Origin of the sequence: Pontibacter pamirensis (assembly GCF_010015475.1) — a bacterium.
GTDB classification, from domain to species: Bacteria; Bacteroidota; Bacteroidia; order Cytophagales; family Hymenobacteraceae; genus Pontibacter; species Pontibacter pamirensis.
Map to the genome: position 1 here is coordinate 45,838 of NZ_SSNI01000022.1, position 22,413 is coordinate 68,250.

Annotated in this window: 16 protein-coding genes; 10 read left to right on the top strand and 6 right to left on the bottom strand. The window is 46.6% G+C overall.

Features of this window, described 5'->3' with window-relative positions; translation table 11 throughout:
* The first annotated feature begins 24 nt into the window (after positions 1-24).
* Positions 25-2,319 (top strand): GH92 family glycosyl hydrolase, encoded by a 2,295-nt coding sequence (locus E1919_RS17530; protein ID WP_262888733.1) that lies wholly within the window; start codon positions 25-27, stop codon positions 2,317-2,319.
* Positions 2,320-2,405: 86 nt separating this feature from the next.
* Here E1919_RS17530 and E1919_RS17535 read toward each other — a convergent pair whose 3' ends face one another.
* On the bottom strand, positions 2,406-3,470 hold the full coding sequence (locus tag E1919_RS17535) for a LacI family DNA-binding transcriptional regulator (RefSeq protein WP_162054712.1): 1,065 nt from the start codon (positions 3,468-3,470) through the stop codon (positions 2,406-2,408).
* Positions 3,471-3,632: 162 nt separating this feature from the next.
* Here E1919_RS17535 and E1919_RS17540 point away from each other — a divergent pair, with 162 nt between their 5' ends.
* The 6 genes from E1919_RS17540 to E1919_RS17565 all read left to right on the top strand — a co-directional run bounded on the left by E1919_RS17540 (position 3,633) and on the right by E1919_RS17565 (position 13,820).
* The gene (locus E1919_RS17540) at positions 3,633-4,511 is read left to right on the top strand and encodes an inositol oxygenase family protein (protein WP_162054713.1); all 879 of its coding nucleotides are present in this window, start codon (positions 3,633-3,635) and stop codon (positions 4,509-4,511) included.
* A gap of 174 nt (positions 4,512-4,685) precedes the next feature.
* A complete protein-coding gene (locus E1919_RS17545; protein WP_162054714.1) occupies positions 4,686-7,811 on the top strand; it encodes a SusC/RagA family TonB-linked outer membrane protein in 3,126 nt (1,041 codons plus the stop codon).
* Between the two features lie 11 nt (positions 7,812-7,822).
* Complete coding sequence (locus E1919_RS17550; protein WP_162054715.1) at positions 7,823-9,430, top strand: RagB/SusD family nutrient uptake outer membrane protein; 1,608 nt, start codon at positions 7,823-7,825, stop codon at positions 9,428-9,430.
* A gap of 484 nt (positions 9,431-9,914) precedes the next feature.
* Entirely contained in the window at positions 9,915-10,643 is a 729-nt protein-coding gene (locus E1919_RS17555; RefSeq protein WP_162054716.1) for a metallophosphoesterase, read from the top strand.
* Positions 10,644-10,700: 57 nt separating this feature from the next.
* Positions 10,701-12,497: a hypothetical protein gene (locus E1919_RS17560; protein ID WP_162054717.1), complete on the top strand. Its 1,797-nt coding sequence runs from the start codon at positions 10,701-10,703 to the stop codon at positions 12,495-12,497.
* A 36-nt stretch (positions 12,498-12,533) separates the two neighbouring features.
* Complete coding sequence (locus E1919_RS17565) at positions 12,534-13,820, top strand: DUF4861 domain-containing protein (protein ID WP_162054718.1); 1,287 nt, start codon at positions 12,534-12,536, stop codon at positions 13,818-13,820.
* A gap of 253 nt (positions 13,821-14,073) precedes the next feature.
* On the opposite strand, the gene E1919_RS17570 is transcribed toward E1919_RS17565, so the two are convergent.
* From E1919_RS17570 to E1919_RS17580, 3 genes are read right to left on the bottom strand one after another with little or no spacing between them, the layout of a single operon-like run.
* Positions 14,074-15,018, bottom strand: coding sequence for a HipA domain-containing protein (locus tag E1919_RS17570; RefSeq protein WP_162054719.1), 945 nt, complete (start codon positions 15,016-15,018; stop codon positions 14,074-14,076).
* The gene (locus E1919_RS17575; protein ID WP_237144582.1) at positions 15,015-15,326 is read right to left on the bottom strand and encodes a HipA N-terminal domain-containing protein; all 312 of its coding nucleotides are present in this window, start codon (positions 15,324-15,326) and stop codon (positions 15,015-15,017) included. Before E1919_RS17575 ends, E1919_RS17570 begins: the two co-directional genes overlap by 4 nt.
* A 7-nt stretch (positions 15,327-15,333) precedes the next feature.
* Positions 15,334-15,555 carry a helix-turn-helix transcriptional regulator gene (locus E1919_RS17580; RefSeq protein WP_162054721.1) on the bottom strand — a complete coding sequence of 74 codons (222 nt, stop codon included), beginning with the start codon at positions 15,553-15,555 and terminating at the stop codon, positions 15,334-15,336.
* Positions 15,556-16,028: 473 nt separating this feature from the next.
* Here E1919_RS17580 and E1919_RS17585 point away from each other — a divergent pair, with 473 nt between their 5' ends.
* The 3 genes from E1919_RS17585 to E1919_RS17595 all read left to right on the top strand — a co-directional run bounded on the left by E1919_RS17585 (position 16,029) and on the right by E1919_RS17595 (position 18,422).
* Entirely contained in the window at positions 16,029-16,256 is a 228-nt protein-coding gene (locus E1919_RS17585; protein ID WP_162054722.1) for an integrase core domain-containing protein, read from the top strand.
* A 113-nt stretch (positions 16,257-16,369) separates the two neighbouring features.
* The gene (locus E1919_RS17590; protein WP_162054723.1) at positions 16,370-16,591 is read left to right on the top strand and encodes a hypothetical protein; all 222 of its coding nucleotides are present in this window, start codon (positions 16,370-16,372) and stop codon (positions 16,589-16,591) included.
* Positions 16,592-17,099: 508 nt separating this feature from the next.
* Positions 17,100-18,422 (top strand): ATP-binding protein, encoded by a 1,323-nt coding sequence (locus tag E1919_RS17595; RefSeq protein ID WP_162054724.1) that lies wholly within the window; start codon positions 17,100-17,102, stop codon positions 18,420-18,422.
* Positions 18,423-18,630: 208 nt separating this feature from the next.
* On the opposite strand, the gene E1919_RS17600 is transcribed toward E1919_RS17595, so the two are convergent.
* Together E1919_RS17600 and E1919_RS17605 are read right to left on the bottom strand one after the other, a co-directional pair.
* Positions 18,631-19,629, bottom strand: coding sequence for an OmpA family protein (locus E1919_RS17600; RefSeq protein WP_162054725.1), 999 nt, complete (start codon positions 19,627-19,629; stop codon positions 18,631-18,633).
* On the bottom strand, positions 19,626-22,403 hold the full coding sequence (locus tag E1919_RS17605) for an eCIS core domain-containing protein (RefSeq protein WP_162054726.1): 2,778 nt from the start codon (positions 22,401-22,403) through the stop codon (positions 19,626-19,628). The genes E1919_RS17600 and E1919_RS17605 overlap by 4 nt, the downstream gene beginning before the upstream one ends.
* Between the last annotated feature and the right edge of the window lie 10 nt (positions 22,404-22,413).

A 22,413-nucleotide genomic window follows, 5' to 3' on the forward strand; every position in this document is an offset into this window, starting at 1 on the left:
CCACTTGAAGCTTTCTTTAAACTACTGAACCTTATGCGATTTATCTATATCCTTTGCTGCTGCATGTTCCCTGTGACCTTACTGGCCCAGGACAGCAACAAGCTACTACAGTATGTGCAGCCTCTGGTAGGCACAGCCAACAGCACGACGACAGCAGCTTTGAAGCACGGGGAAGGAACAGAGCACCTTGCCAACACCATTCCGGCCGTAGGGGTGCCTTTCGGCATGACCCAATGGACACCGCAGACCCGCACCACCGAGGAGAAGTGCGTCGCGCCCTATTACTATAAAGACCAGAAGCTGAGCGGATTCAGAGGAACGCACTGGATCAGCGGTTCCTGTACCCAGGACTATGGCAGCGTGACGGTAATGCCCATTACAGGTAAGCTCCGAACCAAAGCAGCGGATTTTGCCGCTCCTTTTTCACATGGGCAGGAAACAGCGGCTTCTGATTACTACCGGCTCAACCTGGAGCACTATGGCCTGACAGCAGAACTGACTGCTTTAGCCCGCAGCAGCATGCTGCAGTTTACCATGAACACAGCAGACAGCCTGTTTCTGCTAGTGATGCCAAACAGCGACGAGCAGAAAGGCTTTGTGCAGATAGACCAGGCAAGGAAAGAGATTGTAGGCTATAACCCTGCTTTTCGCATCTACCAGGGATGGGGAGAGCCAGCTGGCTTCAGTGGCTATTTTGTGATTCAGGTAGACAGGGACTTCAGCCGCAAAGGGACCTTCAGCGGCAATGAGGTTTTACAGAGCGATAGCCTGAGCAACAGGGAAAACCTTGGGGCTTTCATTGGTTTTAACCTGAAGAAGGGAGAGCAGGTAAAGCTCCGGGTTGGCACCTCTTTCAGTAGTATAGCAGCGGCACGTAAAAACCTGGAGGCGGAAATCCCGGCATGGAGTTTCGAGCAGGTTCGAAGTCGGTCGGCGCAGGCCTGGCAAAAGGCGCTGCAGCGCATACAGGTAAAAGGCGGTGCGGAAAAAGACAAAAGCATCTTCTACACAGCGCTCTACCACAGCATGCAGCACCCGCGCCTGTTCAACGACGCGGATGGCACTTACCCGAAGTTTGCGCATCAGTATGAGCTGGCACAGCTTACCGGGGGCAATTACTATGATGACTTCTCTATGTGGGATACCTACCGGGCACAGTTACCTTTATTGGAGATGATTCAGCCAGACCTGGTGAATGATTTTGTCAGTTCCTTTATCCTGAAAGGGCAGCAGGGCAAGTGGCTTCCGATTTTCCCCTGCTGGAATAGCTACACCGGAGCCATGATCGGAGACCATGGTACAGCCTTTATTGCCTCCGCTTATCTGAAGGGAATCAGAGACTATGATGTGGAGCAGGCATACGCCTTAATGCGTCAGAATGCTTTCGACACGCCTGGCTGGGAGGAGTATGTAGACGGAAAGGGGAGAAGGGCCTTAGCGTCTTACCTGAAGTATAATTACGTGCCGATGGAGGACAGCGTGCAGGAGGCGTTTCATAAAAAAGAGCAGGTATCCCGAACACTGGAGTATGCCTTCGACGACTATGCGCTGGCCATGGTGGCAGAGGCTTTAGGCAAGGAGCAGGACAGCAAGCAACTCCGGCAGCGTGCCCTGAACTACCGCCATGTGTTCGACCGTTCCAAGGGTTTAATGAATGGCAGATATGCTGACGGCTCCTGGTATGCATCTTATCATGCTGACAAGAAGCTGCCTTTTATTACAGAGGGCACACCTCGGCAATATACTTTTTATGTGCCGCAGGATATCCCTGGGCTTGCGAAGCTGATGGGGGGGACAAAGCAACTGGAGAACGCACTGGACAGCATTTTTATGAAAGGGGAATACTGGCACGGCAATGAGCCGGGGCACCAGATTCCGTTCCTCTATAATTATACCGCCTCTCCCTGGAAGACGCAACGGGAAGTAAAAAAAATTTTAGTTGAAGAGTATACCGATGGCCCTGGCGGATTAAGTGGGAATGACGATGCCGGGCAGATGTCGGCCTGGTATGTGCTGGCAGCAATAGGCCTTTACCCGGTTGACCCGGTGTCGGGCGAGTATCTTCTGACCTCCCCTCTCTTTGAACAGGTTACTATTCAGGTAGCAGCAGACAAAAGCATGGAGATAGTTACCCATAAAAAGAGCAGCCAGTCTTCTTACATTCATGCTGTAAAGTATAATGGCAAAGCCTATAACAACAGTTTTATCAAGCACGCAGACCTGTTGAAAGGCGAGAAGCTGGAGATTTACCTGCAGGATGAGCCGGATAAGAAGTGGGCAGCGAAGGCGGTCAACCGCCCGTCTGGGTTATCAAAGTAGCAGGCGCAGCAATACGCTACAGCACTATACCGGCAGAGAAGCCTCTAAGCCTAAAACTCATACGCTGACACGCAGGCTATCTTTACCTAGACATGGGCTAGTGGAGCATTCAGCGGGTTGGAAATGACTGGTGTCACTTCTGTAAAAGTGGAATCTCTGATTTCAAGTGTCGATGGAATAACAACGCTTCCCGCTTTCAGGTTAAAGTGCTTGTTCTTTAAAGATTTAAAGATAAGGGACGCAGCAGTTCTGCCCATTTCAAAAGCAGGCTGCGTGATGGTGGTAAGCGATGGGTTCAGCAGCAAGGCCGATTGCAGATTAGAGAAGCTGATGACTTTAACATCATTGGGGATAGACAACTGCAGTTTCTTACAGGCAAGATATACGCTTGTGGTTAGCTTCTCTACAGTAGCAAGTATAGCATCAGGGCGATCTTCATCCTTCAGCAGGTTGATGATAAGCTGCATATTCTGCTCCTCACAGTTTGTGCAAAGCACATTATTGGAGGGCTCAAAGGGCTGGGCATAATCCACCAGCGCCTGTCTGTAACCAGCCATTCTTTCGGTGCTGATTGATAAAGAATCGGAAACAGATAGCAAGGCTATCTTTTTACAGCCACGCTCAATGAGGTGTTGTGTTGCCTTGTAGCTGCTTTCCCAATCATCGGTCGTTATTTTGGCAGTTTCTATCTTGTCACAGGGTCTGTCGAAAAAAACAAGTGGTATTCCCTTCGCAAGTAACTCCTCGATATGAGCAACCTGTTCAGTCTCAGAGGAAACAGACATCAAAACCCCGGCAACCCATCCGCTCTGCAAGTCTTTAAGTAAAGCCTGTTCCTGCAGGAGGCTTTCATGTGTCAGGTAAATCAGTACATGATAACCATTTTCCTGTGCTACTGACTCTATCCCATTGATTGCCTGTGCAAAAAAGCTGTCTGCTACTTCGGGAATGACAACAGCTATCATGTTGCTTTTTTTACTTCTCAGGCTGCTGGCGTGGTAATTTGGCACATAATCCAACTTCTTTGCCAATTCCACCACCCGCTTTTTGGTCTCTGTACTAATTTCATAGCTATCCCGGAGTGCCCTTGACACAGTAGAGATTGAAAGATTCAACTCCTCTGCCAGATACTTTATATTGACCTTTTCCATACAAGAAATTTAAATATGCAAGTGGATATTAAGCAAACAGAGCCAATTACGCAAACGTTTGCGCAGTTAAAGTTCGCCATTTGGGAGGTTATGAATATTAAAAATCTCAAATTGAAGAAACTAAGGTGTTTAGTTTCTGAAAACCATATAGATATAAGGCTAATGAAAACCACTGATCAAGATGCTCGCAATCCACTGGGGAACCTGGATGAATGGGAAGAGGACTTACTCAAACGCTATCCGGATCCAGAATCAATTACACAAGGTAAAACCACAGAGGAGTATCGTAATTACGAGACACCGGCCAGAGATACAGTAAAAGAGTTTTACCGCCTCAACCACACGTACCAGACCTATGATTTTGTGCTGGGAAAGGAGAAGGAGTTCCTTCGCTTTGACAAGAAAGAAATGCCTGTTTGGGAAGCATTCAAGTTTCTGAACCAACTGGTGGATGATTCGGACCCTGACACAGACCTGGACCAGATGCAGCACCTGCTGCAAACCTCCGAAGCAATTCGCGCTGACGGTCACCCGGACTGGATGGTGCTGGTGGGTTTGCTGCACGACATGGGCAAGGTGCTGTGCCTGTTCGGGGAGCCTCAGTGGGCTGTGGTGGGCGATACCTTCCCGGTGGGCTGTGCCTATTCCGATAAGGTCGTTTTCCCGGAGTTCTTTCAGAACAACCCCGATGCACAGGACAGCCGCTATAACACTAGGTACGGAATTTACTCACCAAACTGCGGATTGCATAACGTGCACCTGTCATGGGGGCACGATGAATATGTATACCACATGATGAAGGACCACCTGCCGGAGCCAGGCCTCTATATGCTCCGCTACCATTCGTTTTATGCACAACACCGGGAAAATGCATATGAACATCTGATGGACAGCCATGATCAGGAGATGTTTAAGTGGGTGAAGCTTTTCAACCCCTATGATCTGTACTCAAAAAACCCAACACCACCAGACTGGAAAGCGCTGCGCCCTTACTATGAGGACCTGGTAACAAAGTACATACCGGCAACTTTAAAATTTTAGCGGCTTCTACAGCAGCTTGAGTGCATTTCAGGTGCTCTCTGCTCAGAAGAAGTAATGTAGGGCTCACTGAGCTAGCGCTGCAGAGCCAAGGCAGGATACAATTTTCCTTGCCTCGGCTGCACATGTCCCTGTCGTAAATAAATAGTTTAAAATAAAATAAAAATCATCATTTTTATGAAGAACAAGTACCTATTTAAAATTAATAGGCGGATACTCTATGGAGTTTTCCTGCAGGGTATTTTGCTGCCAGGCGCATTGGCTGCTGAAAATACAGGTTTTTCAGTAAGCTTTATACAGACACCCGTTGCGGATGGCATTACTGTTAAAGGAAGAGTAACAGATGCAGAATCCAGTGACGGATTGCCGGGTGTAGCGATACAGGTGGAAGGCACATCCAGAGGTACCGTATCAGATGGGGATGGTAACTATAACATAACTGTGCCTACTAACGGGACGCTTATTTTCAGCTATGTTGGGTATGCAGCCCAGAAAATAGCAGTGGACGGGCGAACAAGCATTAATGTGGACATGGCTCAGGATGTGGCTGCGCTTCAGGAAGTAGTGGTTGTCGGCTATGGGGAAACAAAACGTAAAGATCTGACAGGATCGGTTGTAACCATGGATGCTGAGGCAATTCAGCAGACAAACAAAGTAAACGCTTATCAGGCCATACAGGGGCAGGTGCCGGGCGTGAACATACAGTCAGCTGATAACAAGCCGGGAGGCGGATTCAACATCCGGATCAGGGGATCCAATACCATTAACGCAAACCAGACAGTAGATCAGGGTGGCTTTAGCGCCGGGCAAAACCCTCTGTTTGTAGTAGACGGCATTTTTGTAAACGATATCACGTTCCTGAACCCCAGCGATATCGAGCGGATGGACGTGCTAAAAGATGCATCGGCCACGGCTATTTACGGCTCCAGGGGCAGTAACGGGGTAATCATCATCCAGACCAAACGGGGCAGCAAAGGCCCCATGACCGTACAGTACGACAACTATGTAGGAGTGCGGCAGGCTTACAACCTTCCCCGAATGTTTAACGGTCCGGAGTTCATTAACTCTATAGTCGATGCCGTGGTAGGCATGAACTATGCTTCGGGTAACCTGGCTTTTGATAGAAATGATGTCGTGCTAAACAACTATCTGCGGCCGAACGAGCAGGAGAACGTCGCGAACAACAGGTATACCGACTGGGTAGACTTAGTAGTAAAAGAAGGTTTCCAGACAAACCATACGATAGGCGTAAGTGGTGGCTCCGACAATACTACCTATGGCTTTGGTATTGGCTACACCAAAGACGAAGGCACCTTTGAGGGCGAAGATTATGAAAGAATGAACCTCCGTGGCGATATTAATGGCAAACTATCTTCGCTGGTGTCGGTAGGGTTCAGTAACTACGCCTCCTTTTCTACCAGAAACGAAGGCAGCCGCGAAGGATTGAGGAGCGCCTACAGGCTACGCCCCACCGGCACTCCATACGACGAAAATGGCGAGCCGCTGTTCTTTCCATTGCAGGGTGAAACATTTATCACCAACCCTTTATTTGAACCGGCGAATGCCATCCTTGAAACAAAGAGCCTGAATTATTTAAGTAACCTTTCCCTGATCATTACTCCTACAGATAACCTGAAGTTTACCTCAACCTTCTCGCCAAACCTCGAATTTTCCCGCTTCGGCGAATACAGAGGTCAGTTCTCTAAAGCCACCAGTGGCAACATTGGCAACACACGGGCCGAGGTTATCAACAGAAACCGGATGTCTTATACCTGGGACAATATTGTGAATTACAACCTGGAGATGAACGAAGACAATGTACTGAGCGCGACGTTTGTGTATTCGCAGTTCTTAGACAGGTACGAGAACTACGATATGCAGCGAAGGAATTTCTCAACAGATGCGTTCAGCTTCTATAACATAGATGCCGGTTCGGTTATACAATCGGTAGGAGGTAATTTATCTAAGCAGACACTCGAGTCGTACACAGGCCGGGTTAATTACAACTTCAGGAAAAAGTACCTCTTTACCTTTACCGGTCGCTACGATGGTTCCTCTATTCTCTCTGAGCAGAACAAGTGGGCCTTTTTCCCTTCAGCCGCTTTTGCCTGGAGAATCAAAGACGAAAGCTTCCTGGCTGATAATAGTTTAATCTATGACCTGAAAGCCCGGTTCAGTTACGGGCAGACCGGGAACAACGGCGGCGGCGGTGGCCTTGTTCCGCTTGGCTCACAATCGTTGATAGGAAGTGGTTTTACCAACCTGGGCGACCAGGTGGTGCAAACAGCTTTTATTACCAACCTTGCCAATCAGAACCTGACCTGGGAGAAAACAAAAGAGTTCAATTTCGGCCTGGACTTCGGGTTCTTTCAAAACAGGCTTTATGGCTCCTTAGACATCTATAACAGGAAAAACACTGGTATTATATTTTACCGGCCTATGCCAACAGTAACGGGCTATAGTGGTGTTTTCGAAAATGTGGGAGAAGCGGTGAACAAAGGAGTAGAGTTCTTGCTCAATTCCGTAAACGTGGCGAGCGGTGATTTCACCTGGAAAACTTCACTGAATTTTGCTGCCAACAGAAATGAAGTAACAAAGCTATATGGTAACCTGGAGGAAATTCAATTTGGTGCAATGGATGCTCCTTATGTACACCGTATAGGTGAACCTGTAGGATCTAACTTTTCATGGATATTTGATGGTATATGGCAGCTAGACGAAATAGAACAGGCGCGAGCTTACGGGCAGCAACCTGGCCAGGTAAAAGTGAAGGATATAAACGATGATGGCGTTATTGATGCAAAAGACCGTACTATAGTTGGCTCCAACATGCCTAAATGGACAGGTGGCATTACCAACACCATCAACTACAAAAATATCGACTTTTCTTTCTTTGTGCATACAGCGCAGGGAGCTACCTCCTACAGTTATTTCCATAGAACACATGCCTGGGACGGAGTAGATGCACCTGCTCGTTTTAACACCCTTAAAGTTAACTATTGGACACCAGAGAATCCTTCCAATGAGTCGTACCAGCGGGGCAATGCAGGTCCATGGAGTGAGTCGCTGCTCTTCAAAGATGTTTCTTATGTGAAGGTAGGGTACATTACATTGGGCTATACTTTGCCGGAGTCAGCCATCAGCTTCATGAGAATGAAGCGCCTGAGAGTATATGCCACTGCCCAGAATCCCTTTGTTTTCACCGATTATGAGGGTTGGGATCCTGAGAGTGCAGCCAGAAATAGCTGGGGTGCCGGACTCATGTCAAGGATAATAATGGCAGGTGTTAATGTGAATTTTTAACGAGCGAAATAATGAAAATCAGAAATAAATATAAAGTCCTGTTGTTCGCGGTTTTAGTACTGGGTTCCGTAACAAGTTGCGAAGATTTCCTGGAAGAAGAGAACCGCCAGTCGTTAACGGATGCTACCGTCTTCAACGATCCGAAGTCGTTGGATCAGTTGGTGGCCAATGGATACAACAGATTACGGCATGCCACCTCCTTTTATGAGCTGGACCAGTTGGGAACTGATATTTTCACCCGTGGCGAAGTTATCAATGGCATAAATGATTTAAATGATTATGTCAATTTAACCTCTGTGAACTGGGCCTTGCCCGTCTACTGGCAAAACTACTACTTTGTAATAGGAGCTGCCAATACAACTATTAACCGGGCTGACGGCATTGCCGGGCTTTCGGATGTAGATAAGGCAAGAGGCCTGGGCGAGGTGAAGTTTATGCGTGCCTTTTCCTATTTTAACCTGGTAGAGCATTTCGGTCCGGTGCCATTGGTGCTGAACGAGGTAAGAACAGCACAAACAGATTTTACGAGAGCCTCCGAGGAAGAAGTGTATGCCCAGATTTTAACGGATTTGGACGAAGCGCTGGCAGCTGTGGACGAACGACCGGCTGAGTTAGGCAGGGTCTCAAAAGACGCGGTGAGGCACCTGAAATCAAAGGTACTACTGACCAGAGGGTACAAAAGCTTTGCAGGTAGCACCGATTTTGCCGATGCGGCTGCTTTAGCAGAAATTGTAATTGCTAACCACCCGCTCGTTGAAGATTATGCTTCCTTATTCTCAATTGAGAACCAGCGCAATGAGGAGGTAATTTTCTCTATGTTGTATGGCACAAACCCTGTGTCTAGAGGGGCGGGAAACAACAGGCATCTTATGTTTAAGTTTGTGTATGATATATACCCTGGCATGACCAGGTCTACGCTATACCATAGAGGTATGGGGCCTGCGCCAACGCCTTTTTTCTATGCTAACTTTGAGCAAGGAGACGAACGCGAGGATGCGACCATCAGGCGGGTGTTGTATGCCGAAGTGGACAGTAACGACGGGCGCATACTTGCAGGAGATACCACGGTGTACTTCCCGAAAGTGGCCTGGTCAGCAGAGAAGATAGACTCAAAGCCATACACAGTGGTGAACCCCGGGGAGTATTTTACGCCGAACGGGATAAGCATTGTACAGTACCCAATGTTCAAGAAGTTCGATGACCCGGGTGTAGCCTACACCAACCCAGGCATTGATCCGGAAGGAAAAAGAGATGCCTATATTTTCAGGGCGGGCGAAACCAGGCTGATAGCTGCCGAAGCCTATCTGAAAGCAGGAAACGTTACCGCTGCAGCGGAGCATATCAATGCTTTGAGAGCACGGGCTGATTTAACCACCATGGTGACACCTGAGCAAGTAGATATTCATCTGATATTGAATGAAAGGGCCAGGGAACTGGCAGGAGAAGTGAGCAGATGGATGAGCCTGAAAAGAACAGGAACGTTAGTAGAGCGGGTGCTGGCTTATAATCCACATGCAGCCTTACATAATGCTGTTACTTCTAAACACCTGCTAAGACCTATTCCACAGAGCGAGGTAAACGTGAGCGGAGGCACCATTACGCAGAATAGCGGTTATTAATAGAGTGAAAATTTAGGTAGATAGGTATAGGAGGAGCCCGTTCAGTTCTGATATGGCTCCTTTTATACTTCCTTAAGGGTGGAGCAAACAGAGCCACATCAGTCATTTCGCTGCTGTCTCTGAAGGTTAGCTAAATGAATGTTTCTTCAACATGTAGAAAAGTAATCTTTACTTTTATCACCCTGCCTGTTGACCCTTTGATGATGAAAAAGAATACGACTCCCTTTTTACGAACAATAGTAATTGCCACTCTCTGCTCCTTTGTTCTCTCTGTAAATACAGTGCAGGCGCAGAAGGCTAAGGCTCAAAAGTTGGTAATTCCAGCTAATGCGCTGAATTTTATAGTGCTCGGAGACTGGGGAAGGTATGGAGACGATCACCAGGTGCAGGTAGCAATGCAATTATCGAAAACTGCCAGGGAAGTGCCTGTCAGTTTTTTTATCAGTACAGGTGATAATTTTATCCGAAAGGTGTTGCCAGCACCATGGACCCGCAATGGCATTACTCTTTCGAGGAGATATATAAAGACTTTGCTCATCAGAAAGAGTGGTATGCCATACTTGGCAACCATGATTACATGGGAGACCCGGATGCGCAGGTAGCGTATTCTAAGGTGAGCAGGCGCTGGGAGATGCCTGCCAGGTTCTTTTCCAAAACATTTTCCTTGGGAGATGGCTCTGGCGGAAAAATCAAGATTGCTTTTATAGACACCAATCCGCTTATACCGGAGTTCTATAGCAATTCTGAATACGGGCCAAATGTCAGGACACTGGACAGCACCGCCCAAAAACAATGGCTGCGACAGGTGCTAGTACAAGAGGAAGAAGGAGTAAGGTGGAGCCTGGTGGTGGGGCACCACCCGCTCTTTACAGCCTCTGATAAAAGAAGCGAAGGGTATGACACCAAAGCTGTGCGAAGATCTCTGAGAAACCTCCTGGAAACAAGTAAGGTGGATGCATACCTGGCAGGGCATGATCATAGTTTACAGCATTTGCTACCGGAAGGAGGAGTGCATCATTTTGTATCTGGTGCTGCCTCCGAAGCAACCCAGGTAGGTAAGCTGGATTATAGTAAGTTTGCCCCATCGGCATATGGGTTTTTGTTGTTTTCTGTAAGCGCTGAAGAAATAGTCGTGCATGCCATTTCGCATATCGGCCAAGTGCTTTATCGCACAGCCATAAAGAAACAGCCTTCGGGTATAGGATCTAAGTAGCACTTCCGGGATAGTTATAAATCAATTTTTAAGCATTAAGAAAATCTGTTGTAAAGTATGCGTAACATAAGCCGCCAGTCTTTCCTGAAGCAATCATTGGGTTTAAGTGCAATAGCAATCTTAAATCCTTTTGGCACAAATCTGTTAGCCAGTCCGGAAAGCGGCACCTCTAATAATGATAAGTCAGAAAATGAATTTTACCGGCACCTGGTACAAGCCAATGACAAGCGTGTTGCATTCATCATAGAGGCGCTGAACTCAGAAATAAAAGGACTTCGAAGAGAGTTAGGGTATGATTTTGCCACCTTAGCTGCTTCTTATGGAGCACCTCTGTCCAGGTATCACAAAAGCCAGGAGCTAGTCCCTTATATGGGAAAAATAATTCAGTTTCTGCTGGAGGTGCAGGGGCCGGACGGCACACTGGATATTGGCAACCTTGGCTCACCACCTGATACAGCCTTTATCTTAGAGCCTCTCTGTGTAGGCACCTCCCTCTTGCAGAAGAACAAGGCAAAAGCTTTAAATGAAGTAAAGGGCGAGGTAAAAAAGTTTATACTGAAAGCCGGAGATGCATTAGCCAAAGGAGGTGTCCATACGCCCAATCACCGCTGGGTGGTTTCCTCTGCGCTGGCACGCATTAACGCGCTTTACCCTGACCCCAAGTTTATGAACAGGATCCAGGACTGGTTAGGAGAAGGTATCTTTATCGACAAGGATGGTCATTACCTGGAGAGAAGCAGAATCTACTCAGAAGTTATAGACCGTTCCCTTATCACGATGGCTCGCTTATTGAACATGCCCTCTTTGTTAGTGCCGGTCAGGAAGAACCTGGAAATGACGTATTACTACCTGGAGCCTAACGGAGACCTGGTTACGACTGATTCCAGGAGGCAGGATCAGTTCGGCTCTAAAACCATTTTAGATTATTATCATCATTACCGTTACTTAGCCATTCTGGATAATAATAAAGAGTTCGCGGCGATAGCAAAGTTTATTGAAGGTGTTGAGGGCTTTGAAGAGGAAATACTAAGCCAATCTTTGTTTTATTTTATGGAAGAACCTTTGTTGAGAAAAGAACTTCCGGCTCCTTCCCCTCCTCCAACGAACTACGAAAAGTTTTTTACTACTTCCAACCTGGCCAGAATACGCAGAGGCGACACGACCACGACTATCTTTGGTGGTGTAGACTGGCCTTTGGTTATCGGCTCAGGCCGTTCGACAAGTCCCAATATGTTTTCGTTCAGAAAAGGAGATGCCATCCTGAAATACCTGCGCGTGTCGTCAAACTTTTTCAGTACAGGCTATTTCCGGAGTGAGGGCCTCAAAAAAGAAGGAGAAAAGTATGTTTTATACAAAAAGCTGGAAGTGCCTTACTACCAGCCGCTGTCTGCTGCGCTGCGAAAGGAAAATGGGGATTATGCCTTGTCTCAAAGTATAGATGGCCGGTTCTGGAATAAGATGGATTTTGAGAACAGGCCGGTTAGTAATGTGAAAACGCTGGAAACGACAGTAACGGTGGAGGAAAAGGAGGGCAATAACGAATTAACCTTCAAGGTAGCAGGCTCGGATAATGTGCCGGTCACCATTGAACTTTGCTTTAAGGAGGGCGGGAAGTTAGTGGGTGTTACTCCTTCAGATGACCAGACGGGTAATAACTTTTTGGAGCAGGGAATGGGGAAGTACCAGTTCGGGGAGCAAACGATAACCTTTGGGCCAGGTACGCTGGCACATAAAAGGCTTCGAGGACTGGAGGGTGAAATGTATACCTCCCATTTCGGGTCTTTACGAACGGAAGGCATGCATGTATACCTTACGGGGTTTACTCCTTTTGAACATAAAATAACCATTAGCTAAGCGATATAAATGCGTTTTCAGAGAAACAGATACAGGATGAGCAAAAGAATTACCCTATTGGCATGCCTTCTTGGCTGTCTTACTTCCTGCCAGTCAGAAAAGGATTCGGGAGGACAGGAAGTCACCCTTACCAATACTTCTTCAGTGAATTTAGTTGAAAAAGCTATCTCGATTAAGAGAGGTGAATTGACGGGGGCACCTGATGGAGAACTTTACCCTTTGGTGCTGAGCCAAAGGGGCGATACCATTCCCGCACAGCTGGATGACCTGGATGGAGACAACAAATGGGACGAGTTATTTTTTGTAAAAGATCTGCCTGCGAACGGGGAAGAAACGGTTCACCTCAAATGGATAGATACTCCTGTTAATTTTGAAAAGCGCACCAGTGTACGTTTTGGGGTACGCTCCTCTGTGGAAGGCAAGGTGCAGCCTGCCACCAGCGACACCTTTTATGCACATGAATTACCCGGGGTAATGGGCTATCAGCCATATCAGACAGACGGGCCCTCCTGGGAGAATGATAAAGTAGGCTTCAGGCATTACTTGGATGGCCGTAACTCAAAAGATGTGTTCGGGAAGAAGGTGTCCTATATGTCACCGGATAGTGTGGGAATAAACCAGGAGGGCGTAACAGAAGATAATTACCACGTGATGGAGGCTTGGGGGAGAGACATCTTATCAGTGGGGAATTCAGTAGGAATTGGCGGAATTGCCCTGATGATAGGGGATACACTGGCCCGCCTTGGCGTAACACAAGCGGATTCCCTGAACAATGTAGACAGTACTTTCTTTCAGATCCTCTCAGAGGGACCGGCGCGTTCGGTGATAAACTACCAGTACCACAACTGGAAGCCCCTCAACAGAAACTATGAGGTAGAAGAGACCACCAGCATCTGGCCAGGTATGTATGCCTATAAAAACTCCGCCCGCTTCTCTCATCTTCAGGGCGATGAAACGCTGTTAATAGGTCTTGTGAATTCTGAAACACAGCAGCCCTTAACAGAAATTGCGACGGATGACAAGTATGTTATACTGCTTACCCATGACAAACAAAGCTATAACAAAGAGTGGTGGCTGGGGCTGGCGTTGATTCTTCCAAAGGAAGCCTATAGGGGATATATGAAAGCACCGGAAACAGGTAGCCTGTCCAAATCCTACCTGGCTAAGCTAAAGGTGGAGAAAGACAAACCTGTAGAATACTACGCAGTGGCAGGTTGGGAGCTTAGTGATGAGGGGTTTAGGAACCCGGCCTATTTCCAGGAATATGTTCGCAGCTTAGCTAAAAAGTTAAGTGCAGAGGTGAAGATAACTGTTGAAGAATAGGCATTCATTTTACAGGCAATCAAAAGAATGGAAGCTTATGATATTTATAGTTAAGCCGCTTCGCTTAAGCAACTGTTGGAAGTGTAATTCTAACAGTGTCATCTTCACTGCGGTAACTCCCATTGAAGCCCCCTCAACAATGCCGCTTTAGCATTAGCTTCTCTAGCTTGAGCTGCACGGATTGCAGAACTGGTACAGGATAATAAACTGACAGTGCAGCGGTGGCTGCAGCGTTACTAGGCTTCTTTGTTCATTATGCTTCCAGCCTTAGAAATCTGTCTTTGATTATCCTTTTATAAGCTTCTTTATATGAATGGCTGAGAAAGCTGGTATCTATTAAATCCACCCATTTAGCTTTTGCCTTTTCCATCTTCCTGAAGATGTTTTCCTGTTGCCTCTCACCCAGTTTCAATGTGCGGAAGGCAGCGGTAAAATCCTGGCGTTTTATTTTCTTCTTTCTGCCGTTCAGGGTTAGCGCTAGGTCTTCGTCATCGGCTGGATTTACCAGTGCCGTTGCCACCATGTCGTAGGCCGGTGAAAGTGCCGGGCCAACCATAGGCTGGTAAATCAATGAGAAGTTCTTTAAGTGCATGTCTGCATTACCCGTCAGAAAAGAAAACAAGACCTGCTCAAAGAAGTTGACCACATCCAGCCCCGGGTTAGCGGAGTACTTTAGTATGGCTTTGGCTATTTGTTCGTAAGAGCCATGGTATTTGTCTTCCGTTAACCGTTCCGTGAGCTGGCACATGTCTTCCATGTGCAGTTTGGTTTTGCAGGTACGGTCAATGCGCTTTGTGATATAAGCCAGAGAGCCTGACTGCAAGCGTATCAGGCTATGGGGTACTGCGTTTATCCTGGCTATGCTGGCCAGGTGCATCGTTACATCCTCCAGCTCCGGCAACTCCGGGTAACGAAGGGTTGGAGGTTTCAGAATATAGCCTCCCCACAACCCGACAATTGTGAAACGACCGGGTTCATTTGCGTTCTCTGCAGGAGACAGGTCCAATGATAACTTAGGCTGAACCCCTGTGACTGTTACCTGGCTGCGTACCACCTGCCTGGCCAGCTCCTCCATCTGGGCTTCGCTATAGGGTAGTACAGGAGGAGGAGTTCGCCCGAACATCTTTCTACTGCATGCAGCATGAAAATCTACTTCGTTTTCAGGCAAAAGCTTGTAACAGAACAAACACCTGCTCATAAGTCCTTGTCCTCCTGTAAAGGGTACACACTTACAGCTCCAATGCAATCCTTGCAGCAGGTCATTAGCAGTCCCATCCGGTCTCGCGGATTCAGTTTCCAGTTTCTTTCGGCAATGTCAAGCAGCCAGCCTTCCGGGATGAGCCCATCAAAAAACGGGAACAGCACGTTGTTGCTGAATGGAGCATCCTGCAAGGGCAGCGTAAGGCTGACTGGCTCCGGGTTTGGTGTTTGCAGATAAGCAGCATCATATACAAAGTGATACCCGTTTTCATCTTGTGTCAGCCAACCGGCCGTGGCTTTCTGCATTTTTATCTCAGCTTTTCTCATCTATCAACTCATTGCGGTTCAAAGGAACGGGCCCCGCCTGGTACCCGAAAAGTTGTAATACCTGGTTTACTTTGTCCAGGCGGAGCGTTTCTTTTCCCTGCTCCAGGTCTCTGATGAACCGAAGGCCCACTCCCGCTTTTTCCGCTAATTCAGGTTGCGTTAGATGAGCAGTAGCTCGTTTGTCTTTTACAAATTTGCTTAACTCCATATAATATACCTTATCGGGTATAAATATAGTTCTTTATTTTGTATTATACCTTATCGGGTATAAAAAAATGTTTTCAGTAGTTGTTATACCCGATAAGGTATAAGTGTTTCGGATAGAATAGATGATTGAACAGTGGCATCTGGATGAACTCCACAGTATTGTTGAAGCTCTATAATACTCACCGGGTTTATTGCCACTACTTTGACTGAAGATTAAAATTAAGTTAGTGGAACAATGAAAGGAGAAAGAAGGAATTTCAGTGCAGCCTTTTGAGCATTCACCGCAACGGTCTCAATCACGCGCCCGCTCAGGAGAGCGAGGAGAACCTGGAGATAATGCGCCGAAGGATGAGCATCACCTGGATAAACCCATGCACGTGGTCTTGCAGATGCAGGACTACCTGCGGTATGAGGGACATCGGGTGAATCACAAGCGGGTCAGAACGTCCAGGGCAGCCATTTCACCTGTAAGGAGTGGGTGGAGTATCTGAAGGGGAAGACATCTGCAGCAGCATGGATGGCGAAGGCAGAGCGTTCGACAATGTTTACATCGAGCGGCTGTGGCAGAGGCTGAAGCGGGACTATGTTTACTTATACCCGGCAAAGGATGGATGGGAGCTGTATCAGGGGGTGAAGAGCTTCTTCAGTTTCTACAACCATGAGAAGCACCACCAGGGAGTCGGGAGGTGCGTTCCGGTATAGGTGTACAAGCAGCAGGCTGCCTGAATGGGGCAGAGTACAAGTAGAAATTCAACTTAAAAACAGCACTGCATGGTTCTGCAAACAGGGCGTATGAGTTTCACAAGAATGACTACGTGGTCATCCAGCGCTACAGCCAGCCCCCTCCCGGTTCACTCCTGAAGGCAAGCGCCTACCTCTTCGATGACCTGGGGACGGAGAGCAGCGGGAAGCACTACGGCAACACCTGCAACGTGATGGAGGAGGTGCTGCTGAGCCGCTACGACCATATCGTTCTGTGGGGCGTGAAGACGCACCTGACCACTAACCAGGCCAGCGCAGAAATAGAGCAAAGCTAGGAAAACGGGTGCGGTCCCGAATGCGGGAGATGTTCAACCTGGTGAGCTTTGGGGCAGGGGTGAAGGACAAGAGAGAGTAAGAAATGGATAGTATACCTAAGCATCATATGGTACTGGTTTTCTGTTGAAGAAAATGTAAAACGCCAGCCAATTTTAAGTGTCTCATGCGCTGTTATTTCAGCGGGATATCCTTCATTCTGCACTCATAAAGCTTTTGAACCAGAAAAAACAACAGGGAACATTGTACCCCTGTCAGTACTCCATATCTGTTGTTACTTATAAGAGAAGTATAGGAAAAGAGAACACGAAAGCAGCAAAAAGAAGATGATATGGTATCAATAACGTAATCAAAAAATTGGTTGCTTCTATTTAAGAAGGCAAAAGAAGCAACTGTTCCTGCATTGTTCTTTGAATTATGAGCCGATAGTATAGGTTTTTCTGTATTTTAGTCAACCCTACATAGGTTAAATCTAAACCTTTTTAATCACCATATAAGTAGCATTGTACTATGGAAGCGACCATTCCTTCAGAGTTGCAATATCTGCAGAAATTGATCCAGTACCGGATTGGCCGGTATTTGAAAGCAGAGAAGCCAGAGCCCAAACCAACGTTGCCGAAACTTCAGCAGTTTTCTTCACACCTTGAAAAGTTTATCAAGGAAAACGAGCTAAACCAAAGTGAAATAACGCTGCTTCTCATTTCCCTTGCTCCGCACACACAGCCAGACTTGTTTGACCAGTCAATTCAACAGACTCTCAGCAGTTCAGGCGATTTCCCGAGGATAGGAGGGGTGCGTGGTAAAAACTTCAGGGGATTCCTGCCTACTGGCGAAACAGCTTTGTTTCTGTTGGATGAAGATGACTGGAATAAGCGACTACAAATACAAAAGCTGTTTGGTGAAGATCATCTGTTTAATAAAAAAGCAGTACTCTGGCTGGAAGACCTTCCACAGGGGGAGCCTGTGATGAGTGGGCGAATTATTCTGTCTCAGGAATATATAGATTACTTTTTAACGGGACAAATCTCCAAACCCCGGTTTGGTATCCACTTCCCTGCACAGCAGATAGAAACGCTTCAAGATTGGGAGGACTTGGTCCTGAACACGGATACTATGCAGCAAGTACGTGACTTGGAAAAATGGCTGAAGTATGAATATGTACTGCTGAAGGATTGGGGCTTGGCAAAGAAAATTAAACCAGGATATCGTGTTCTTTTCCATGGTCCCCCAGGCACCGGCAAAACACTCACAGCATCATTATTAGGGAGGCACACCGGAAGGGAAGTCTATCGGGTTGATCTCTCGCTGGTTGTTTCAAAATTCATTGGGGAGACGGAGAAGAACCTCGCGCACCTCTTCGACACGGCTGAAAATAAAAACTGGATTTTATTTTTTGATGAGGCGGATGCCTTGTTCGGGAAGCGCACCTCCGTACGGGATGCCCACGACAAGTATGCGAACCAGGAAGTGTCTTTTTTATTGCAGCGGACAGAGAATTATGCCGGATTGGTCATTTTGGCCACTAACTTCAAAAGCAACATAGACGATGCCTTTGCCCGCCGTTTCCAGTCGCACATCTATTTTCCGCTGCCCAAGTATGAGGAACGTTTGCGGTTATGGCAAAACACGATACCTGAAAAAGTAAGGCCAGGCACTCATGTTGATCTTCATCAGATTGCCAGTCAATACGAACTTACTGGTGCTCACATCATCAACATTGTGCAGCATGCCTGCCTGCAAGCTATTTCCCGGGGGGCAGCCACCATCGCTGAGCAAGACCTTCTGGAAGGAATCCGGAAGGAATATGTGAAGGAAGGAAAGATACTGAAGTGAAATGTTGCAGTGAATTCAAATTCTGAAGCAGTAATAATTTGGAAAAAGAAATGTGTTTCGAATCAGAGGGGGCAAAATTTCAGGTTATAGTGATTTTATTACTTTTTTCTTGTGTCTGCTTTATTGTTAGTGCGACAGAAACGAAAGAGGGAAGGAATTTTTGATAAAATGCACCCGTGTTAAAATCATATGATCATGAGGATAAATATCAGTATTGCGTCTTATTAAAAACTCGTGCCAATACCTGTCGATCTTTCATTCCTGTGGCTCCCTCTTCTCCGCAACTGACTAAGCCTGTCTTAATTGCAATGCAACCTGTAAATAGATTTGATATGGGCGGATCAGCAATCCGATCACCAGGTATACCTGCAGCTTTCAATGCTGCTGCAATAAAGCGGGAGCGCCTTGCCCCCAGTTCCCGGTTGTAGGCGGCTCCTCCTTCGGGAGAGGTCCGCCCTACCAACTGCACTTTAAGGGAGGGATCATCCTGAAGTGCATTTACCAGTTTATCAAAGTTATTTTTGCCAATAGCGGTTATAGCGGAATTAACTGTAGCACTGGTTTCACCGGAGAAGGGGCGGTCGAGGTCAAAGAAGATTTCTATAGCTTGCGGAACAATAGGCTGAGGTTTCGGAACGGGCGGTTTAATATCTGGTAGTCCACAGCCTAGCCCTTTGGGCACCTCAGGCAGAAAGCAGCACTTGCCACCTAAGGCAGATCGCTTTCCCGGGAAAAAACATAGAGGGCCTATTGGTGACAACTCCTTCATTTTTTTGCAGTGATTTTCGGCTACCACTTCATCGGGCTTGCAACAGCGGAGGTCCAAAAAGCTAATCCTGTTAGATGGGCAGCAATGTTCTTTATTGTCTACTGATGAACCGAAGCAACATTGGTCTTCAAAGCCTTTGGATCCGGCTGCCCGCCATCCGGGAGGACAATTGGTCTTAGGGTCATTTGGTTTAGCGCAACCAAAAAATTTGCCTACCGGACCGCAACCTGGTAGATCCATTTTCGAGCATGGTTTTGCCGCCCCGGAACCACAAACCTCACCTAATCCCGGAGCGGTTATACAAAGGTCGGGCTGCAGGTCAAGCGGACCTCCTATTCCTTTGCACTGCAAAGGAATAGGAGGTCCGACACCAAACATATTTATCATAGGATCTACTGCCTGGAAGAAGGTGTTGTGCTTTCCATATTCATTTTTCATCTCAAAGGTCTTCTATATTGCATTGTGCTAGCAATAGCAGCACCTTTTCTTTGATTTACAATGGAATGCTCTAACTCATAGTTATTAGGATCTTTCATCCAGTCTCTTACTTTTTTAGACTGAGCGCCATACTTGTAGCCCTCTTTATTCCAGTATTCTACTGCGTCAACAGGCACATGTCCCATATCCACCTCATCAATGTGGTACCATCCTTCCTTTCCATCAGGGCCTATTACTTTAACAGATTCATTTGGCTCGACTCCATTCACTTTGCCTTGTTTCCTCATCCTTCTTATTACTGCTTCCACTGTACCATCTCTTCTTGGCTTCCAGCTTGGGTTTTTACCCATATACTGGTCCCTTGCTCTCTGAAGTTGACGAAAGAGGTGCATCATTCGTTCCTCTTTCGGGGTTTGGGCTTTGACATCTCTTGCGGCTTTTTTTCCTTCTGTTTCCCCAAGTAACTCTCTGTTCCATTTTTCTTCGAGTTCAGGATCCCACCCTATGTAATCATCAACAGGGATATCTCCGCATCCTTCCGGATAATCAGAAAACCTGCACCACCCGGAACCATCCTTCTTTCGACGGTACACATGACCATTGGGGAGCTCAATTTCAACATCATACCCTGGTTCTAAGGAGCGGCGAGGACGAGATTTTTTAAGTCCGTCAATTTCAAGCCTCAACAAATCAGGACTTCCTTTTACCTCAGTCCAATTCTTATCTTTGTTGGCTATAAAGTTGTCCCATTCCTTGTTAGAGAAACCTAGTCTTTTTTTATCTCTTAGATCTTTGGCCGTCTCTACTGCTTTGCCCTTACTAGCTTTGAGCCTTTCTACCGTTTTTGCTCCGGACCTAACAATGTTATCGAGGGAAGGAAACTTTTTAAGAACTTTTGCCAAACGGCCAGACCATTTAAGGGCGGTTACCACTCCGGCAGTAAGAATAGCCAAAACAACTTCAAAGATGATCATACCTACAATCTCGCCAATAAATTTCCACCGCTGACGAGGGTTCGGAGTATTCCATTTGTCTATAAATGATTTATAAATACCTTTGAAGAAACCAGAAATCACTCTCCAAATACCGCCAATTCCTTCCTTCTGATAAAGCTCAATAAACTGCTTCACCAATTGATAACCCTTTTTGAATAGTTCTCCGGTAAAAATGCCCTTTACCAAATCCCACAAATCCACCACCATATCAACGGCAGCCTGGGCAAAGCCTGCAACAACCCCTTCAAAAAATCCTTGCACTCCTCGCCCAATGGCTATAGTCGTATTCTTCCACTCTAGTCTTACTCCAACCGCTCCTAAATCCCGTTGCAAATTGATATAATAGATACTTGGAAAGCGTATCCAATATCCATGATACAGTTGAATGGTTTGGTAAATCTTTCGTGTTTCGGAAAAATCCCGATCTAAAATGGTGTCTTTCCAGAACGAATCATCATAACTTCCTGTCAAGCTCACACCGGGGTTTTCTTCATTTAAAATAAAAAAGGCATAAGCAATTGTCCTGCGATCATTGCCGGTTTCATAGGGGTAGTCTTTATAGTATTTATCAATCAAGGTTTCCAGCTTATCCCCCGGCTCAATGTAATGAAGCTCTCTGGTAAGCTGGTCTATCGGCGGTCTGGTACTTCCCTTCCTGGTGTCATCGGTGACAGGAAGAGGAATTAAAGATTGAAGAAATCTTTGCTCAATCCATCCTGTGAATCCGGTTTGGGTTTTGATTTTCACCCATCCCACATGGGGATGGGTTCCAACACCAAGAATTGTCACGAAGGATCCCTTGGGTTGCACATTAAAATCGCTAGCTCTGCCAGTTTTATTCTGATAGTCGGGATCCTGGACTGAAGGAGTGGTATGAAGCCTTATTCCTGATGCAGGAAGCACTTTCGCTATGGTGTAAAATGGTATTGATCTAAAGTTATTGACTTCATCAACATTTATTGTATGAGCCTCTTGAGATTCGCAAACTCCTTGACTTTCATCATATATTGGCGTTTCATTGAGGTTGTAGTCAGGAGCTTCACATACTTCCTGTTTATGAATAAAGTTTCCTGATAATTTTGACAAGCCCTTCTGGTTTACTCCCTCACCTCTTTGCTGCACTACGTGGGTCAGTTCATGGGCAAGTAGGTGCTGTCCTTCGGAAGAGCTGACCTCATACTTTCCTTTATTAAAATAAATATCTGAACCATGCGTAAACGCCTGCGCATTGAGATTTTTATTCATTTGAACCGCCTGATTGTCTGTATGTACTTTTACTTCACTAAAATCAGCGTCAAAAGCATTTCCCATAGAGGCTTTGGTATCCTCAGATAAAGCAAATCCACCTTCTTTTGAGGCATTGAGCTGGCTTTGTAGACTATTAGTTTGAGCTGGTTTATCAGACGCTGGCTTGGCCATCATCTGAGGCTCTTTCTCTTCTTCTTCCTTCTTCTGTACCCTTTCTTCTTCTTCACAGGCCGAACACTTAGGCTGTAACAAAGGCGAAACAGCATGAGTCAGGTGGTTAGGTTTGGTTTGTATAGTTTCAGGATTGTTGAGTCGCTGCACCACCTGGTCGGCCATCGCATCCGCTTCCTGCTCATATATGTCGCCGGGCTGGCCGATGGTGAGCTTTGTTTGTACAATAGGAGAGGGAGTGGTGAAGAAAGAATCATATGCCGCATTTTTGCCAAAGAAAGACTGCTCGCCTTTTCGCTGAAAGAAAGGCTTATTCTGTTTAGAAGTTGTAGCCGTTGTTTTGGCTTCAGCAGTTTTCATTTTATCTGTC

Coding starts and splice junctions, on each gene's coding strand:
- E1919_RS17535 (WP_162054712.1), bottom strand. CDS start 3,470: ATGGAAAAGGTCAATATAAAGTATCTGGCAGAGGAGTTGAATCTTTCA.
- E1919_RS17540 (WP_162054713.1), top strand. CDS start 3,633: ATGAAAACCACTGATCAAGATGCTCGCAATCCACTGGGGAACCTGGAT.
- E1919_RS17545 (WP_162054714.1), top strand. CDS start 4,686: ATGAAGAACAAGTACCTATTTAAAATTAATAGGCGGATACTCTATGGA.
- E1919_RS17550 (WP_162054715.1), top strand. CDS start 7,823: ATGAAAATCAGAAATAAATATAAAGTCCTGTTGTTCGCGGTTTTAGTA.
- E1919_RS17555 (WP_162054716.1), top strand. CDS start 9,915: ATGGACCCGCAATGGCATTACTCTTTCGAGGAGATATATAAAGACTTT.
- E1919_RS17560 (WP_162054717.1), top strand. CDS start 10,701: ATGCGTAACATAAGCCGCCAGTCTTTCCTGAAGCAATCATTGGGTTTA.
- E1919_RS17565 (WP_162054718.1), top strand. CDS start 12,534: ATGAGCAAAAGAATTACCCTATTGGCATGCCTTCTTGGCTGTCTTACT.
- E1919_RS17570 (WP_162054719.1), bottom strand. CDS start 15,018: ATGAGCAGGTGTTTGTTCTGTTACAAGCTTTTGCCTGAAAACGAAGTA.
- E1919_RS17575 (WP_237144582.1), bottom strand. CDS start 15,326: ATGCAGAAAGCCACGGCCGGTTGGCTGACACAAGATGAAAACGGGTAT.
- E1919_RS17580 (WP_162054721.1), bottom strand. CDS start 15,555: ATGGAGTTAAGCAAATTTGTAAAAGACAAACGAGCTACTGCTCATCTA.
- E1919_RS17595 (WP_162054724.1), top strand. CDS start 17,100: ATGGAAGCGACCATTCCTTCAGAGTTGCAATATCTGCAGAAATTGATC.
- E1919_RS17600 (WP_162054725.1), bottom strand. CDS start 19,629: ATGAAAAATGAATATGGAAAGCACAACACCTTCTTCCAGGCAGTAGAT.
- E1919_RS17605 (WP_162054726.1), bottom strand. CDS start 22,403: ATGAAAACTGCTGAAGCCAAAACAACGGCTACAACTTCTAAACAGAAT.